Origin of the sequence: Rhodoferax fermentans (genome assembly GCF_002017865.1) — a bacterium.
GTDB lineage: Bacteria > Pseudomonadota > Gammaproteobacteria > Burkholderiales > Burkholderiaceae_C > Rhodoferax > Rhodoferax fermentans.
Window position 1 is genome coordinate 4,005,514 of record NZ_MTJN01000002.1, and the last position, 15,454, is coordinate 4,020,967.

At 58.2% G+C, this 15,454-nt stretch carries 14 protein-coding genes and 1 tRNA gene; 11 read left to right on the top strand and 4 right to left on the bottom strand.

The genetic code is table 11. The features are described from left to right. Window positions 1-6 precede the first annotated feature (6 nt). The 3 genes from RF819_RS18590 (at window position 7) to RF819_RS18600 (ending at window position 2,605) form a co-directional block, all read left to right on the top strand. Window positions 7-1,011 carry a class 1 fructose-bisphosphatase gene (locus tag RF819_RS18590; protein ID WP_078366332.1) on the top strand — a complete coding sequence of 335 codons (1,005 nt, stop codon included), beginning with the start codon at window positions 7-9 and terminating at the stop codon, window positions 1,009-1,011. A 29-nt stretch (window positions 1,012-1,040) separates the two neighbouring features. After that, window positions 1,041-1,116 (top strand) — tRNA-Thr (locus tag RF819_RS18595). Between the two features lie 112 nt (window positions 1,117-1,228). Continuing rightward, complete coding sequence (locus RF819_RS18600) at window positions 1,229-2,605, top strand: DUF6538 domain-containing protein (protein ID WP_158081314.1); 1,377 nt, start codon at window positions 1,229-1,231, stop codon at window positions 2,603-2,605. 942 nt (window positions 2,606-3,547) lie between these two features. On the opposite strand, the gene RF819_RS18610 is transcribed toward RF819_RS18600, so the two are convergent. The 3 genes from RF819_RS18610 to RF819_RS18620 all read right to left on the bottom strand — a co-directional run bounded on the left by RF819_RS18610 (window position 3,548) and on the right by RF819_RS18620 (window position 4,959). After that, a complete protein-coding gene (locus tag RF819_RS18610) occupies window positions 3,548-4,027 on the bottom strand; it encodes a hypothetical protein (RefSeq protein WP_143541767.1) in 480 nt (159 codons plus the stop codon). Between the two features lie 298 nt (window positions 4,028-4,325). After that, window positions 4,326-4,652 (bottom strand): Rha family transcriptional regulator, encoded by a 327-nt coding sequence (locus tag RF819_RS18615; RefSeq protein ID WP_158081315.1) that lies wholly within the window; start codon window positions 4,650-4,652, stop codon window positions 4,326-4,328. Beyond that, window positions 4,630-4,959, bottom strand: a complete 330-nt coding sequence (locus RF819_RS18620) for a BRO-N domain-containing protein (protein WP_078366337.1) — start codon at window positions 4,957-4,959, stop codon at window positions 4,630-4,632. The genes RF819_RS18615 and RF819_RS18620 overlap by 23 nt, the downstream gene beginning before the upstream one ends. 144 nt (window positions 4,960-5,103) lie before the next feature. On the opposite strand from RF819_RS18620, the gene RF819_RS18625 reads away from it, so the two are divergent. Next, window positions 5,104-5,742 carry a recombinase family protein gene (locus tag RF819_RS18625; protein ID WP_078366338.1) on the top strand — a complete coding sequence of 213 codons (639 nt, stop codon included), beginning with the start codon at window positions 5,104-5,106 and terminating at the stop codon, window positions 5,740-5,742. 31 nt (window positions 5,743-5,773) lie between these two features. On the opposite strand, the gene RF819_RS18630 is transcribed toward RF819_RS18625, so the two are convergent. Further along, window positions 5,774-6,016, bottom strand: a complete 243-nt coding sequence (locus RF819_RS18630; RefSeq protein ID WP_078366339.1) for a hypothetical protein — start codon at window positions 6,014-6,016, stop codon at window positions 5,774-5,776. Window positions 6,017-6,407: 391 nt separating this feature from the next. On the opposite strand from RF819_RS18630, the gene RF819_RS18635 reads away from it, so the two are divergent. The 7 genes from RF819_RS18635 to RF819_RS18665 all read left to right on the top strand — a co-directional run bounded on the left by RF819_RS18635 (window position 6,408) and on the right by RF819_RS18665 (window position 15,378). Further along, the gene (locus RF819_RS18635; RefSeq protein WP_078366340.1) at window positions 6,408-7,121 is read left to right on the top strand and encodes a hypothetical protein; all 714 of its coding nucleotides are present in this window, start codon (window positions 6,408-6,410) and stop codon (window positions 7,119-7,121) included. Window positions 7,122-7,393: 272 nt separating this feature from the next. Then, a complete protein-coding gene (locus RF819_RS18640) occupies window positions 7,394-9,154 on the top strand; it encodes a type I restriction-modification system subunit M (RefSeq protein WP_078366341.1) in 1,761 nt (586 codons plus the stop codon). Then, a complete protein-coding gene (locus RF819_RS18645) occupies window positions 9,151-10,179 on the top strand; it encodes a PDDEXK nuclease domain-containing protein (protein ID WP_078366342.1) in 1,029 nt (342 codons plus the stop codon). Before RF819_RS18640 ends, RF819_RS18645 begins: the two co-directional genes overlap by 4 nt. Further along, on the top strand, window positions 10,176-11,456 hold the full coding sequence (locus RF819_RS18650) for a restriction endonuclease subunit S (RefSeq protein ID WP_078366343.1): 1,281 nt from the start codon (window positions 10,176-10,178) through the stop codon (window positions 11,454-11,456). The genes RF819_RS18645 and RF819_RS18650 overlap by 4 nt, the downstream gene beginning before the upstream one ends. Before the next feature lie 154 nt (window positions 11,457-11,610). Next, window positions 11,611-11,865 (top strand): prevent-host-death protein, encoded by a 255-nt coding sequence (locus RF819_RS18655; RefSeq protein ID WP_078366344.1) that lies wholly within the window; start codon window positions 11,611-11,613, stop codon window positions 11,863-11,865. Between the two features lie 20 nt (window positions 11,866-11,885). Further along, a complete protein-coding gene (locus tag RF819_RS18660) occupies window positions 11,886-12,161 on the top strand; it encodes a type II toxin-antitoxin system RelE/ParE family toxin (protein ID WP_078367063.1) in 276 nt (91 codons plus the stop codon). An 85-nt stretch (window positions 12,162-12,246) separates the two neighbouring features. Then, on the top strand, window positions 12,247-15,378 hold the full coding sequence (locus RF819_RS18665; RefSeq protein ID WP_078366345.1) for a type I restriction endonuclease subunit R: 3,132 nt from the start codon (window positions 12,247-12,249) through the stop codon (window positions 15,376-15,378). Window positions 15,379-15,454 lie beyond the last annotated feature (76 nt).

Consider the following 15,454-nt stretch of genomic DNA (forward strand, 5'->3'; position numbering starts at 1 on the left):
CCCTTCATGACCAAAAAAACCTACCTCACGCGTTATCTGGTGGAGAAACAGCGCCTCAACGGCCACATCTCGCCCGAGCTGCGGCTCCTGCTGGAGGTGGTGGCGCGCGCCTGCAAGCGCATCAGCCAGGCGGTCAACAAGGGCGCCCTCGGTGATGTGATGGGCAGCGCCGACAGCGCCAATGTGCAGGGTGAAATCCAGAAGAAGCTCGACATCATCGCCAACGAGGTGCTGATCGAGGCCAACGAATGGGGTGGCCACCTGGCGGCCATGGCCAGCGAGGAAATGGAAGGCATCCACGTGGTGCCCAACCGTTACCCGCAGGGTGAATACCTGCTGCTGTTTGACCCGCTGGACGGCTCCAGCAACATCGATGTGAACGTGAGCATCGGCACCATCTTCAGCGTGCTCAAAAAACGCGATGGTGCGGCCGTGTCCGAGCAGGACTTTTTGCAAGGCGGCACCCAACAGGTGGCCGCCGGTTACTGCGTCTACGGCCCCCAAACCACCCTGGTGCTGACCGTGGGTGACGGTGTGGCGCTGTTCACGCTGGACCGCGAACAAGGCTCCTTCTTGCTGACGCAGGAAGACCTGCGCATCCCCGAAGACACCAAGGAATTTGCCGTCAACATGAGCAACCAGCGCCACTGGGCGCCACCGGTCACACGTTACATCGACGAGTGCCTGCAAGGTGTGGACGGCCCACGCGGCAAAGACTTCAACATGCGCTGGGTGGGCAGCATGGTGGCCGATGTGCACCGCATCCTGACCCGTGGCGGCGTCTTTTTGTACCCCTGGGACAAACGTGAACCCGAGAAGCCGGGCAAGCTGCGCCTGATGTACGAGGCCAACCCGATGAGCTGGCTGATCGAACAGGCCGGTGGTGTTGCCACCGACGGCCAACGCCGCATTCTGGACATCCCCGCCACCGCGCTGCATCAGCGTGTGGCGGTGTTCATGGGCTCCAAAAACGAGATCAACCGCCTGATCAGCTACCACGCCGAGGCCTGAGCGGCTGGTTATAATCGCTGGCTTACCAAGCCGGTGTAGCTCAGTCGGTAGAGCAGCTCATTCGTAATGAGAAGGTCGGGTGTTCGATTCATCTCTCCGGCACCATCTAAAAGTCCCGCAACCCGCATAAACAGTGGGTTTGCGGGCATCCTAAGGTCCCCAGTTGTGGTAAAAACTGTGGTAAACGCCCATGCGGATGACCTTCGGACCCCTTCTAGTGAAATTGAAACACGCCCACCGCCGTGACCCCAAAGACCCCAATAGCAGCATCGTCTATCAGCGGGGAGTTCCCAGCGACTTGCGGGACCGCTACCACAGCAAGACGCACCATCACGACCTGAAGACCTCCGACATCGCCAAAGCTGCCCCGATGGTTGAGGCGTGGAACAGGCACTATGAAGCTGAATGGGCTGGCCTACGTGCTGCCCCTGAGTCGTCCCCACAGGCCCTTAAGGTCCACACAGCGGCCTTCTTGAAGGAATGGGGACTCACCCCCGGCGACACAGATTCACCAGCATCAGAGGCCTTCTTTGACAGCGTGGAAAACAAGCGCTGGCGGCACTCCGGGAATGATGAAGACAAGTACGAAAACGCCGAGCTTTCCGACTTCCTGCCACCTGTGGAAGCCGCAGCCTTCAAGGCCCTGACAGGCAAGCAGCGGGACACCCTGACTGATGCCCTTGAACTTCATCTGAAGATACACCCCAAGCTGGACAACGCCAAATTTGTGACCTATCAGCGCCGGGCCTTTGCTGCGTTGGTGGCTGTCACTGGTGACAAGCCAATAAGCGAGTTCAAGCGGGCCGATGCTCGGGCCTACATGAACGCGGCCTTACTCACTGCGAAAACAACCACAGTTCGACGCCTCATGGGGGCAATGTCCGCAGTGTTCGCCACGTACATCAAAGAGAACGACCTCGCTACACCAAACCCGTTCGCTGAGCTGCCAATCCCCAGAGAGGGACACGATGCCATAAGGAGGCACTCCTTCACGCGCCCCGAACTGGCGACCCTTGAGATAGCCTGTAGGGCACAGGATGACCCCATGCGCTGGATACTGGCGCTGCTGCTGGGGACTGGTGCGCGACTGGCTGAAGTGGTGGGCCTGCCCTTGGAAGACATTCACCTTGACCATGTATACCCCCATGTCGTCTTTCAGGTGCACCCGTGGCGAGACATCAAGGGCGCCAACGGTATCCGGGGGAAGAAAGACAGAACCGTTCCCTTGATTGGCGTTGCATTGTGGGCAGCCCAGCGCATCAAAGGGGCAGCTGTGAATGGTCAAGCGTTCGCCTTCCCGCAATACACGAACGGCACTGAATGCCGGGCGACCAGCGCATCGGGTGCCTTGAATGGCTGGCTCAAGCGCTTGCCCCTGCCCCATACCTGCCACGAACTGCGCCACACAATGAAGGACTTGCTTAGGGCCGTACAGTGCCCCAAGGACATCAGTGATGAAATCACAGGTCACGGCACCAAGGACACGGGGGACGGCTATGGAGACTGGAAGCATTTTCCAGTTTGGTCTGAATGGTTGACCAAAGCATTGCAGCACAGCGAAAAAACAGATGCTCCGACCCACGCACAGGAATAATCCACCCTCGACCCCATTTAGGGGGCAACCTCACCCCAGCGGGTCAAGAAGTGAGGATTCACGCGGGTTTGCAGGGGGTCGAACCCTTCATCTGTTCACTGTGCTGTTCATTTTGAACAGTAGCCCAGTCGGTGCCCCTGCTGCCACTGAGTAGGGCTGTGCCAGCGGTGGTAGACCTCTTTGCCTTGGGGTTTCATCTCTGTTGTTGTACTGCTCAAGGTTCGGTAAGGGAGTCTTCAAGACAACTCGCTGACCTCCCCCTGAATCAGTGGTGTGCAGCGGGTCGCCTTGAATCTGGCCTTACGTGTTCCCCATGGTTGTCCAGCGGTCACAGGACCAGCACAACAACATAACGAGGCCCCCTTAAGGTGCACCCTATAAGTGAGTTACTAAGGAACCCTCAATAGGGCACATCCCCTGGCCTGATGTTCGCAGGGAGCGGCCACAGGCTCACGCCGTCCTGTTCAGCAGCCCTACAGGCCGCGTTGAGGTCATCCCAAGTGGCCTTGCTGTGCCTACGGGGTGAATACACAAACACAGAACCAACAAAGCCATGCCCTTGGCTGCGTACCTCTTTGACCAATAACCCAGCGTCAACCATCTGGCCCTGTATGGTCCGGATGGTTTGGGGTTCCCCATGCTGGGCTGACCTCTGCGACAGCACCACCTCGCCCCCGGCCCTGTCCGCCACTGCGAAGGAATGCAGGACTGACCCCAAAGTGTCAAGGTACTTCTCAGATACTCGTTTGGCTCCCAAGGTGGCACAGGCAAACTCCCTGAGCAAATGCCGCTTGGCGGGTGACATCCTCACCGGGGGTGGTGTCGTAGGCAAGGACTGAAAGAACGCCTCTTCTATCTCCGGTGTCCAGTTCTGGTCTACCTTCGGCCCGTACTTGGCTGCCACCTCTTCACGCGAGAGGCGAACGGCTGGCGCTGAGGGTGTCACTCCCATGGCAACAGACCCTCGTCCTCATCTTCAGGAACGCACAGGATGGTCCCCACTGGCTCGACAGGTGCAACTTGAGGGGCTTGGGTTGCCTGTCGTTCTGCACGCGCTGCGGCCCGCTTTATGGCCTTTGCTTCCTTTAGTCTGTCGGCCTTCTGCTGGGCCTTGAGGGCTGCGGCTTCTTCCTTGAGTCGGGCCTTCTCTGCTGCCTTCTGTTCCCGTGCCAGTTCGGCCAGGGCTTCCTTGAGGGCAGCTTCCCGGCCCTCTGCTTGTGCCTTCTTCTTGATGCTGTCGGCTGCTTCAACACAGTCAAGGCAGTGGCTCCCGGCCATCGTCCGAACACGACCATGACCACGAGCGGTGCAGTGGTGACCATTGAAGACACTCAGCCCAGCAGCCCTAGCGGGTGCCCTGCCAGTTAACCCCTGGAGGGCTTCGAGCTTGATACGGTCAGCAGCAAGTGAAATGCGAGACATGGCGGGGTTCTTCCTTGAGTGGGTTTGATTGAGACGGCTCAGAACTGAGCGAGGGACAGCCACCACAAGGCCAATGCCAGGACAACTTAAGGGTTGGGGGGGGGCTGTGGTAGCGATGGTCAGGGTTTAGACCGCAGAATTGCCCGGCGGGGGTGTGCTTCCTTTTGCAAATCAAGCACTTACTGAGCGATTCAGGTGTGATGGCTGCGCAGAATCAGCGGGAAAAATGTTCCTCTTACCGATGGTCGGGGACTAGGCGCATAAAACGCCCAAAATCAACCCAATTTCAACGACAGAATCAGCCCCAGACCCCATTGGGTGCTTGCAAGGCTGCTATCTGATTTGACATCCACACCTGAGACCAACGGGCCGGGGCCTGCTGGGCCTCCAGTTCCTGCCACCGGGTCACGATGGCGTGCCGCATGGGCACCGAGTAGCCAGACACAAGGGTGATGGTCAGGTCCTTGGGGAGGCGGAAGCCCGGCTGGGGTCGGCCATAGGTGTCTGGAAGATTGGCCGAAAAGTCGGCCGATGTCAGGCCGAGCTGATCAAGCATGTTGCGAATGTCGGCCAGGACGTGCTTGTGGTCCTTGCCTGTGTACTCAGCGATGTCCCGGCTGGTCATCGTCAGGGGGCCGGTGGTGGAGGGGGCGGATAGCAGGAAGGACCACACTGGTGACCCACTTCTTGCACGCCTTGGCTTCGGGCTTGCGGGACTTGAGGATGAGCGAGTAGAGGCCCGACTCATTGACATAGGCCATGTACGGAGCCACCCGGCCCCCCTCAGAATTTCTGAGGGTCTGCTTTTCGTCAGCGTCGAGGCCCGCAAGCCAGCGGGTTGTGCCCTTAGCTGTGTCCATGTCGAGAGCGCGGCAGATGTCCACGGCAACAAACCATGGCTCGTTGTCCTTGGTGACAGCGCGGAGGTTCATGCCGGGGGCGAATGTGAAAACTGAGGGTGTCCTCAGGGTATACCTGTGCGAACAGACAACAAGCCAGCGAAAAAGCGTCCACAGGGCTTGTTTTTCTATCTGCGGACACTTATCATGCGGACATAACCTCTAAGGACACATTCCATGCAAACCTTTCTATATGCCCGCGTCAGTACCACAGACCAAAACATCATTCACCAGCAAGCCCAGGCAGAAGCCGCTGGCTATGTATTTGATGAAGTCATACACGATGATGGGGTGTCTGGTGTCAGTACCCGCTTACAGGACCGCAAGGGCGGAAGCTTGCTGCTGAACAAGTTACGCAAGGGTGACACGCTGGTGGTCCGCTGGGTGGACCGACTGGGGCGCAACTATGAGGACGTTACCGAGACCATTAGAACGCTGATGGGGCGCGGTGTGGTGGTTCGTACCATCATCAATGGCATGACCTTTGACGGCAGCACCACAGACCCAATACAGAAGGCAGTGCGGGACGCTTTGATAGGGTTCATGGCAGCAACTGCACAGGCTCAAGCAGAAGCCACGAAGGAGGCCCAGAAGGCTGGCATCAAGTCAGCCCTTGAGAGCAAGGACGCTGCCACCAAGTACCGGGGCAGGAAGCCGACATTCACAGAAGAGCAGTTCAAACAGGCAGAAGAGATGCTTTCCATGGGGCGGACCCCCTCGGCTATATCCAAGGAGTTGCACATCCCACGGGCCACGGTCTACCGTATCAAGGATGACCCTGTGAAAATGGCAGCGGTGCTGCAAGCATGGTCCTGAGAGGTCACCAGCAGCCCGCCATGCCATCGTTCTAGCTGGCTGACACCAGCGCCTTGCCCGGTGTCCTGAAGTCAATACAGACCTCATAGCCGCCCACCTGAAGGAACCTGCTGGTGCCCTGCTTCCCGAACCGAACACCCCATGGCCCATCACGCCAATAGACAACACCCGCACCATCAATCGGCAGGTGCTTTGCAGCCCACACAGCCCATGCATCCAACCGGGAAGCGATGCTGTAAGGGATAGAGGCAAAGGTGCGTTGAATGGTGTTCATCAGGTGGTCCTTGAGTGATTTAGAAGGCCCGAACTATGCCCTGAAAACAGGGGGCACACCAGCACAAAAAACCCCAATGGACAAGCTGTGGTAACGTGTCGTTGCTGCGCTATCAATAGCAATGTCCCGCCCGTTCAAGCCTACAAAAACGGGGAGCTTCCAAGGTGTGGACAGCCTGCACAGTTCAGCGGCCCGGACAGCCCTCCGCCGGGCAGCAACCATGGCCCAACCAAGGCAGCCCGCAAGGTGCCCGGCTGATGGCAGGAAGGCACCCGGCACGGGGGGAAGACCGCGCCTGTGTTCATTGGATGACCTGAGACAAATTTGCGCCAAATATTGGCCTAGACTCAAGCCCGAGGCACCACTTGATGACTACTTAGGGAGTTTGACCATGGCGGGGAGCGCACGGCAGAAAATCGACCCACAGATACGGGACATGTTCGACCTTGAGGTTGACAAACCAGACCACGACAGAATCCTAACGACACTCTTTGGTGATGATGGGACATTGCTCAGGTTGCTGGAGGAGTTGCATGGTTTGGAAAAACTTTCCCCATTCACTACAGAGTCTGAATTTAACGTGTTCTCGGATCAAGGCCTATTTAAGGTCATCAGTTACGACGCAGCGGTCGAAAAGACCGGGATAACCCCCACATGGGAAAGAGCATCTCCGGTCCGTATGTCATCGAAACAGTTGGAGGTTCCCATGCTGTGGGCCTCCGAGCGGTCATCACGAATCATCGGATTCTGTGACATCGGCATTTCCTATCAGCTTGTCAAATGGCCTGAGTTGTATGCAACGACAAGGGGGGAGTACTCTTGGAGGCGCAATGTGGTGCAGCGCCACGCACTCATTGAGGTCAAGGGAGCATGGCCGACAGTGGGCAATCTGGTGCGTCAACTCAATTTGTATAGGCACTCACGCCCTGTAGAACTGACGGGACATTGCCAATTGCTGCTTGTTGGGCCTGACGCTTCAATGAATGAAATTGCCTGCCAGCATCAGTACCGCCTTGCCACTTTCGATGCATCTGGAAAGACCTTCACCCTACAGGCAGGGGACAGTGCCCCGGCGCGTACATTGACCACGGAAGGGGTGTTCTGAGGTCACGCCCTTGAATCGAGGGAATGCTCAGGCCAGAAAGCGCCCTATGCCCGTGGTAAAGTCTGTGGTAATTTCAACCCCTGACTCAGCGGCAGGACCTTACAAATCAACAACTTAGGTGAACCAGTTTGATGCACAAACGCATCTCTCCGGCACCATACAAATCAAAAAATCCGCTACCTCACCCGTAGCGGATTTTTTTTGGCTGACACTCTCACTGATGCTGCAACGATGAGCTCAAGGTCAACCGGATAGAAGGCAACACTCGCACCATGGCCACCCAGAACACCAACCTGTCTTCCTTCATCTGGTCGGTTGCCGACCTGCTGCGTGGTGATTACAAACAATCCGAATACGGCAAGGTCATCCTGCCTTTCACCGTGTTGCGCCGCCTGGACTGTGTGCTGGACCCCACCAAGGCCGATGTCCTGACTGAGAAAGCACGGCGCGAAAAAGCGGGCCTGAACCCCGAGCCGTTTTTGCTGCGGGTGACAAACACCTACTTCTACAACACCTCGGACCTTGACCTCAAAAAGCTCATGGGGGACCCCGACCACATTGGTGAAAACCTGCGCGCCTACCTGCAGGCCTTCAGCCCGGCGGTGCGTGACATTTTTGAGAGTTTTGAGTTCCACACGCAGATCGACAAGCTGGCCAAGTCTGGCCTGCTCTACATGGTCACCGAGAAATTCGCCACCATCGACCTGCACCCCAACAACGTCAGCAATGCCGAAATGGGCGCGGTGTTTGAGGAACTGATCCGCAAGTTTGCCGAACTCTCCAACGAGACCGCCGGTGAACACTTCACCCCGCGTGAGGTCATCCGCCTGATGGTCAACCTGCTGTTCATCGAAGACGACCAGGCCCTGACCAAACCCGGCGTGGTGCGCAGCCTGTACGACCCCACGGCGGGCACCGGCGGCATGCTCAGCGTAGCCGGTGAACACTTGGGCCAACTCAACCCCGATGCACGCTTGGTGATGTACGGCCAGGAACTCAACCCCGAGTCTTACGCCATCTGCAAGGCCGACATGCTGATCAAAGGCCAGGACATTGCCAACATCATCTTTGGCAACACCTTGTCCAACGACGGCCTGCCCGGCAAGGTCTTTGACTACGCCCTGAGCAACCCGCCTTTTGGTGTCGAGTGGAAAAAAATCGAGGTGCTGATCCGCAAAGAAGCCGAAACCATGGGTGACCACGGCCGTTTTGGCCCCGGCCTGCCGCGTGTGAGCGACGGCTCGCTCCTGTTTTTGCTGCACCTGATCGCCAAGATGCGCCCCGCCAAAGACGGTGGCAGCCGTTTTGGCATTGTGCTCAACGGCTCGCCGCTGTTCACCGGCGGCGCCGGCAGTGGCGAGAGTGAAATCCGCCGCTACGTGCTGGAGAGCGACCTGGTGGAGGCCATCATCGCCCTGCCCACCGACATGTTCTACAACACCGGCATCAGCACCTATGTCTGGATCGTCAGCAACCGCAAACCCGCCGCACGCAAAGGCAAGGTGCAGCTGATAGACGCCAGCAGCTTCTGGCAGAAGATGCGCAAAAGCCTGGGCTCCAAACGCAAAGAACTCAGCCCCGAACACATCGAGGACATCACCCGCCTGTTTGGTGACTTCCAGGAAGTCAGCCGCACGGTGGACGGCAGCCCGGTGCCGATCAGCCGCATTTTTGACAACGACGCCTTTGGTTACCACACCATCACCGTCGAGCGGCCCGAGCGTGATGCACAGGGCCAAGTGGTGCTGGGCAGCAAAGGCAAAAACAAAGGCAAACCGGTGGCGGATGCCAGCCTGCGCGACACCGAAAACGTGCCGCTGAGCCAGGACATTGGTGAGTATTTCAAGCGCGAGGTCTTGCCACACGCGCCAGACGCCTGGATCGACACCGACAAAACCAAGGTGGGTTACGAGATCCCGTTCAACCGGCACTTTTACGTGTTCAAACCACCACGCCCGTTGGCCGAGATTGATGCGGAGTTAAAAGGGGTGACTGACCGCATCCTGAGCATGATCCAAGGACTCAGCGCATGAACAATCTGCCCAGCACAACACCCGAAGACGGTTTTGCGCCCGTCATCGCGCTGATCCAGGCTGCCCGCGGGCGGGCCTACCAGGCCGTCAACACCACACTGATTGACCTGTACTGGCAGATTGGTGAACACATCAGCCGCAAGATCGCCGCCGCCGAGTGGGGCGACGGCGTGGTGGACCAGTTGGCGGCCTATATCGCCCACACCCAGCCCGGACTGCGCGGCTTCACCCGCCCCAACCTGTTCCGCATGCGGCAGTTTTTTGAGACCTACCAGGGCGAAACAAAAATCTCGGCGCTGCTGAGACAACTACCGTGGACGCACAACCTCATCATCCTCAGCCAGAGCAAACGCCCAGAAGAACGTGAGTTTTACCTGCGCATGGCCTTGCAGGAAAACTGGAGCAAGCGCGAACTGGAGCGTCAGCTCAAAGCCGCTTTGTTTGAACGCGTGGTGCTCAGCCCCGCAAAAGTCTCACCAGTGGTGAGACAAAGCCATCCGCAGGCGCTGCAAGTCTTCAAAGACGCTTACATGGTCGAATTTCTGGGCCTACCCGAGGGCCACAGCGAACGCGACCTGCACCAGGGTTTGCTGGCCAAACTCAAGGGCTTCTTGATCGAACTGGGCCGCGACTTTTGTTTTGTCGGCTCGGAGTTCCCGGTGCAAGTGGGTGGGCGTGATTTTGCGCTGGACCTGCTGTTCTTTCACCGTGGTCTGAACTGCCTGGTGGCGATTGAACTCAAGGTGGGGCGTTTTGAGCCCGAATACCTTGGCAAGTTATCGTTTTATCTGGAGGCCTTGGACCGCGACGCCAAAAAGCCGCATGAAAACCCGGCCATCGGTGTGCTGCTGTGCGCCAGCAAAGACGACGAGGTCGTCGAATACGCCCTAAGCCGCACCGCATCACCCGCACTCATTGCCGCCTACGCCACGCAACTGCCCGACAAGGCCCTGCTGCAAAGCAAATTACATGAGTTTTACCTGCAGGATGCGGGCGACGCAGCCGATGCCGGAGAGGACTTATGAGTTTTCCGCGGTATCCGGCCTACAAGGACAGTGGTGTGGAATGGTTGGGGGAGGTGCCGGGGCATTGGGCATCTGTTCCTTTGAAAACGATCATTGACCAAATTGAATCCGGCGTGAGTGTCAACGCAGTTGATACACCTGCCACAGCAGATGAATCAGGTGTTCTCAAGACAAGTTGTGTTTATCACGGCGATTTTGACGCCTCAGAGAACAAGGCCGTTGTGCAGAATGAGTACGACCGACTGGCTTGTCCCGTGACCGCTAACACGCTGATTGTTAGCCGAATGAACACGCCCGATCTGGTCGGTGCAGCTGGTTTGGTTCGCCTGAGCCAGCCACATCTATTCTTGCCGGATAGGTTGTGGCAAGTCCACTTTCGAGACTCAGACCCCCGATATGTCCACTATTGGACCCGGACACCGTCCTATCGTGCGCAAGTTCAAGTTGTCTGTGCTGGCACAAGCTCAAGCATGCAAAACCTATCGCAAGAGGACTTCCGCAGCTTTCTCATTACCCGCCCGCCCCTGTCCGAACAAAGCCAAATCGCCGCCTTCCTGGACCGCGAAACCGCGAAGATTGATGCGCTGGTGACAGAGCAGCGGCGGTTGATGGAGCTACTGAAAGAAAAGCGTCAGGCCGTCATCTCCCACGCCGTCACCCGAGGCCTCAACCCCGAAGCCCCAATGAAGCCGTCCGGCATCGAATGGCTGGGGGATGTGCCGGAGCATTGGGAGGTGCTAAAACTCAAGTTTCTTTGTGAGATTCAGACGGGCGATAAAGATACTGAGAATGCAGTGGATAACGGTATATATCCGTTCTTCGTCCGTTCCCAAACGGTCGAACGAATTAATTCAATGTCTTTCGATTGCGAAGCGATCCTCACTGCGGGTGATGGCGTTGGCGTTGGGAAGGTCTTTCACTATCACAACGGCCCATTTGACTTCCACCAACGCGTCTACATGATGAATAACTTCAAGAATGTTTCAGGTCCTTACCTGTTCCACTTCTTCCGCGAAAACTTTTACAAAGTGGCACTTGAAGGTGGAGCCAAATCTACTGTTGACTCCTTGCGTCGCCCAATGTTCATGAACTTCACCGTCTGCGTTCCGACCAAAGCAGAGCAAGCCGCAATCGTGGTCGAGATTGAAAAAACTGCGACGCAGTTCGACACTCTCACCACCGAAGCCCAACACGCCATCGACCTGCTGCAAGAGCGCCGCACCGCGTTGATCTCCGCCGCCGTCACCGGCCAGATCGATGTGCGAAGCGCCGTGTAGTCACTATGTAATATGTAGCTGTATGCCCTCATTGAATAAGGGCCAGAAGCCAATTTCCTCAAAATTTGTCAGCCAGACACGTTTCAACATTGGACTTACCGTGTGATCAATCGTATGATTTATCGGCCGTTTTACAACATGTTAGGAGCGTGCCATGCCCCACATCAGCGCCAACGACCTCAAAACCAAAGGTATTTCAGCCATTGAACTGGCCCTGAGCACGGCGCCTGAGGCGATTGTGTCGGTGCGTGGCAAAGACAAGTTTGTGGTGATGGACATGGCGCATTACCACTACCTGCGTGAATGTGAGCTGGACGCCGCGCTGGCCCAGACGCGCGCCGACCTGGCGGCAGGGCGCGCGGTGCAAGAGTCGCCCGAAGCGCACCTGGCGCGGCTGGACGCGATGTGAACCCGGCTGCGGTGCCCAAGATGCCTTTTGCACTGGTCTTCACCGAACACTACAACCGCCGGGCGGCACGTTTCTTAAAACGCCACCCCGACCTGCGCCAGCAATACCTCAAAACCCTGCAAGTGCTGGAGGCCAACCCGGCCCACCCGTCGCTGCGGCTGCACCCTTTGCGTGGCAAGCTGGACGGTCTGCATTCGGTGTCCATCAACTTGTCGTACCGGATCACGCTGGAGCTGTTGATTCAAGACAGCCAGATCATCCCGGTGAACGTGGGCGACCATGATGCGGTGTATTAAAAACATTCATTTTGATAGCTACTTGCCCTTATATCAAAAGGGCTAGAGGCTGATTTGGCCTATAAAAACAAACCCAGGGACGGTTATGAGCCTGCACAAAGAGATCAGCTTCGAGACGGAAATTTGCCAACACCTGGGCAGCCACGGCTGGCTCTACGCTGAGGGTGACGCCGCAGCTTATGACCGCAACCGCGCCCTCTTCCCCGCCGATGTGCTGGCCTGGGTGCAAACCACACAGCCCAAAGCCTGGGACACCCTGGTCAAAAACCACGGCGCCAAGGCCGAAGACACCTTGCTCACCCGCCTGCGTGACCAGCTGGACCAGCGTGGCACGCTGGATGTGCTGCGCCACGGTGTGGAGTTGCTGGGCCTCAAAGCGCCGTTGACCCTGGCCCAATTCAAACCGGCGCTGGCCATCAACCCCGACATCCTGGCGCGCTATGCGGCCAACCGGCTGCGTGTAGTGCGCCAGGTGCGTTACTCGCTATTCTGTGAAAACAGCATCGACCTGGTGCTGTTTTTGAACGGCCTGCCGGTGGCCACGGTGGAACTCAAAACCGACTTCACCCAGAGCATCAACGACGCCATTGACCAGTACCGCTTTGACCGCCAGCCGCGGCCCAAGGGTCAGGCGGCGGAGCCCTTGTTGTTATTCCCTTCAGGCGCCTTGATCCACTTTGCGGTGAGCAACCAAGAGGTGGCGATGGTCACCAAGCTGGCTGGCCCGGCCACGGTGTTCCTGCCGTTTAACCTGGGGGATGACGGTGCCGCCGGTAACCCGGTGAACCCAGCTGGTGGCCACCGCACCGCCTACCTGTGGGAACAGGTCTGGGCGCGTGAGAGCTGGCTGGAGATTTTGGGCCGCTACCTGATCGCCCGGCGCGACAAGAAAAAGCAGATTGAGGCCATCATCTTCCCGCGCTACCACCAGCTGGACGTGACGCGCAAGCTGCAGGCGGCGGTGCTCAACGATGGGCCGGGCAGCAAATATCTGATCCAGCACAGCGCGGGCTCGGGCAAGACCAATTCGATTGCCTGGACCGCGCACTTTCTGGCCGAGTTGCATAACGCGGCCAAGAAGAAGGTGTTTGACACCGTGCTGGTGGTGTCAGACCGCAATGTGATTGACGCGCAGCTGCAGGAAGCGCTGTTTGACTTTCAGCGCATCAGCGGTGTGGTGGCCACCATCACCAACCAGGACGGCAGCAAAAGTGGCAAGCTGGCCGAGGCGCTGTCGGGTGACAAGAAAATTGTGGTCTGCACGATCCAGACCTTTCCGTTTGCGCTGGAGGCGGTGCGCAAGCTGGCCGCCACCCAAGGCAAACGGTTTGTCGTGATTGCCGACGAGGCGCACAGCTCCCAAACCGGTGAAGCCGCCAGCAAACTCAAAGCGGTGCTGAGCCCCGAAGAACTGCAAGAGATCAACGACGGTGGCGAGGTCAGCTTTGAGGCCGTTTTGGCCAGCCAGATGGCCAACCGTGCGGAGGACGGTGGCATCACCTTTGTGGCCTTCACCGCCACACCCAAGAACAAAACGCTGGAGCTGTTTGGCACCCGGCCCGACCCCAGCCGCAAACCGGCGCCCGACAACCTGCCGCTGCCGTTTCATGTGTACTCCATGCGCCAGGCGATTGAGGAAGGTTTTATTCTGGACGTGTTGCAGAACTACACACCCTACAAACTGGCGTTCAAACTGGCCCACAACGGCCAAGAGATGGACGAGCGCGAGGTGGAGCGCAACGCCGCGTTAAAAGGCATCATGGGCTGGGTGCGGCTGCACCCGTACAACATCGCCCAGAAGGTCGAAGTGGTGGTGGAACACTTCCGCGAATTTGTGTCCCCCTTGCTGCAGGGCAAGGCCAAAGCCATGGTGGTGGTGGGCAGCCGCCTGGAGGCGGTGCGCTGGCAACTGGCGGTGAGCAAGTACGTCAAGGAGCGCGGCTACGCCATTGGCACGCTGGTGGCGTTCTCAGGCGAGGTGAATGACAAAACCGCTGGTGAAGAACCCTTCACCGAAAACAGCAAGCTGCTGAACCCGCGTCTGTTGGGCCGCGACATCCGCGAAGCGTTCAAGGGCCATGAGTACCAGATCCTGCTGGTGGCCAACAAATTCCAGACCGGGTTTGACCAACCGCTGCTGTGTGGCATGTATGTGGACAAGCGCCTGGCGGGCATCCAGGCGGTGCAAACGCTGAGCCGCCTGAACCGCGCGCACCCGGGCAAAGACACCACCTATGTGCTGGACTTTGTCAACGACCCGGACGAGGTGCTGGCCGCCTTCAAGACCTACCACACCACCGCAGAACTCAGCGCCACCACCGACCCGAACCTGGTCTTTAACCTGCGCGCCAAGCTGGATGGCGCGGGGCACTACGACGACTTTGAGGTGGACCGTGTGGTGGCGGTGGAACTGAACCCCAACGCCAAACAGAGTGATCTGATCAAGGCGCTGGAGCCGGTGCAAGACCGGCTGATGAAACGCTACAAGGCAGCGCAGGCTGCACTGGCGGCGGCCAAAACCCATGCCGATGCCAGCGCCACCAAGGCGGCCCAGGACGAACTGGATGCGCTGGTGCTGTTCAAGGGCGATATGGGGGCGTATCTGCGGCTCTACACCTTCTTGTCGCAGATTTTTGATTACGGCAACACCGGGATTGAGAAACGCGCTATCTTCTTCAAACGTCTGCTGCCGCTACTGGAGTTTGGCCGTGAACGTGAAGGCATCGACCTGTCCAAGGTGGTGCTGACGCACCATCACCTCAAAGATCAGGGCAGCCGCGCCCTGCCCTTGTCGCAGGGCGAAACACCCAAGTTGGCGCCCATCACCGAGGCGGGTAGCGGCAGTGTGCAGGAGCAGCAAAAGGTCTACATGGCCGAGCTGATCAGCAAGCTCAATGACCTGTTTGGCAACGACACCAGCGAGCAGGACCAACTGCGTTATGTGAATGGCACCCTGCTGGGCAAGGTCAGCGAGTCCAAAACGCTGCAACAGCAAGCGGCCAACAACTCGAAAGAACAGTTTGCCAACTCACCTGACCTGCACACCGAGGTGCAAAACGCCATCATTGAGTCGTATGACGCACACACCATCATGAGCACCCAGGCGCTGAACTCGCCGATTGTGCTGCGCGGCATTCTGGATGTGTTGCTGAACCACTCGGGTTTGTATGAAACGCTGCGGAGACGGGCTTCGTTGGATCCACTGTCAACCCACTGACACAAACCACCTTGACAATCAGCAGCAGTCGCGAAGTGGCCAAGCCAGACAGCGGCGAGGGGTCGGGGGGTGTTTA

Coding starts and splice junctions, on each gene's coding strand:
- RF819_RS18650 (WP_078366343.1), top strand. CDS start 10,176: ATGAGTTTTCCGCGGTATCCGGCCTACAAGGACAGTGGTGTGGAATGG.
- RF819_RS18615 (WP_158081315.1), bottom strand. CDS start 4,652: ATGACCAGCCGGGACATCGCTGAGTACACAGGCAAGGACCACAAGCAC.
- RF819_RS18635 (WP_078366340.1), top strand. CDS start 6,408: ATGGCGGGGAGCGCACGGCAGAAAATCGACCCACAGATACGGGACATG.
- RF819_RS18620 (WP_078366337.1), bottom strand. CDS start 4,959: ATGAACCTCCGCGCTGTCACCAAGGACAACGAGCCATGGTTTGTTGCC.
- RF819_RS18610 (WP_143541767.1), bottom strand. CDS start 4,027: ATGTCTCGCATTTCACTTGCTGCTGACCGTATCAAGCTCGAAGCCCTC.
- RF819_RS18655 (WP_078366344.1), top strand. CDS start 11,611: ATGCCCCACATCAGCGCCAACGACCTCAAAACCAAAGGTATTTCAGCC.
- RF819_RS18660 (WP_078367063.1), top strand. CDS start 11,886: ATGCCTTTTGCACTGGTCTTCACCGAACACTACAACCGCCGGGCGGCA.
- RF819_RS18630 (WP_078366339.1), bottom strand. CDS start 6,016: ATGAACACCATTCAACGCACCTTTGCCTCTATCCCTTACAGCATCGCT.
- RF819_RS18590 (WP_078366332.1), top strand. CDS start 7: ATGACCAAAAAAACCTACCTCACGCGTTATCTGGTGGAGAAACAGCGC.
- RF819_RS18640 (WP_078366341.1), top strand. CDS start 7,394: ATGGCCACCCAGAACACCAACCTGTCTTCCTTCATCTGGTCGGTTGCC.
- RF819_RS18645 (WP_078366342.1), top strand. CDS start 9,151: ATGAACAATCTGCCCAGCACAACACCCGAAGACGGTTTTGCGCCCGTC.
- RF819_RS18625 (WP_078366338.1), top strand. CDS start 5,104: ATGCAAACCTTTCTATATGCCCGCGTCAGTACCACAGACCAAAACATC.
- RF819_RS18665 (WP_078366345.1), top strand. CDS start 12,247: ATGAGCCTGCACAAAGAGATCAGCTTCGAGACGGAAATTTGCCAACAC.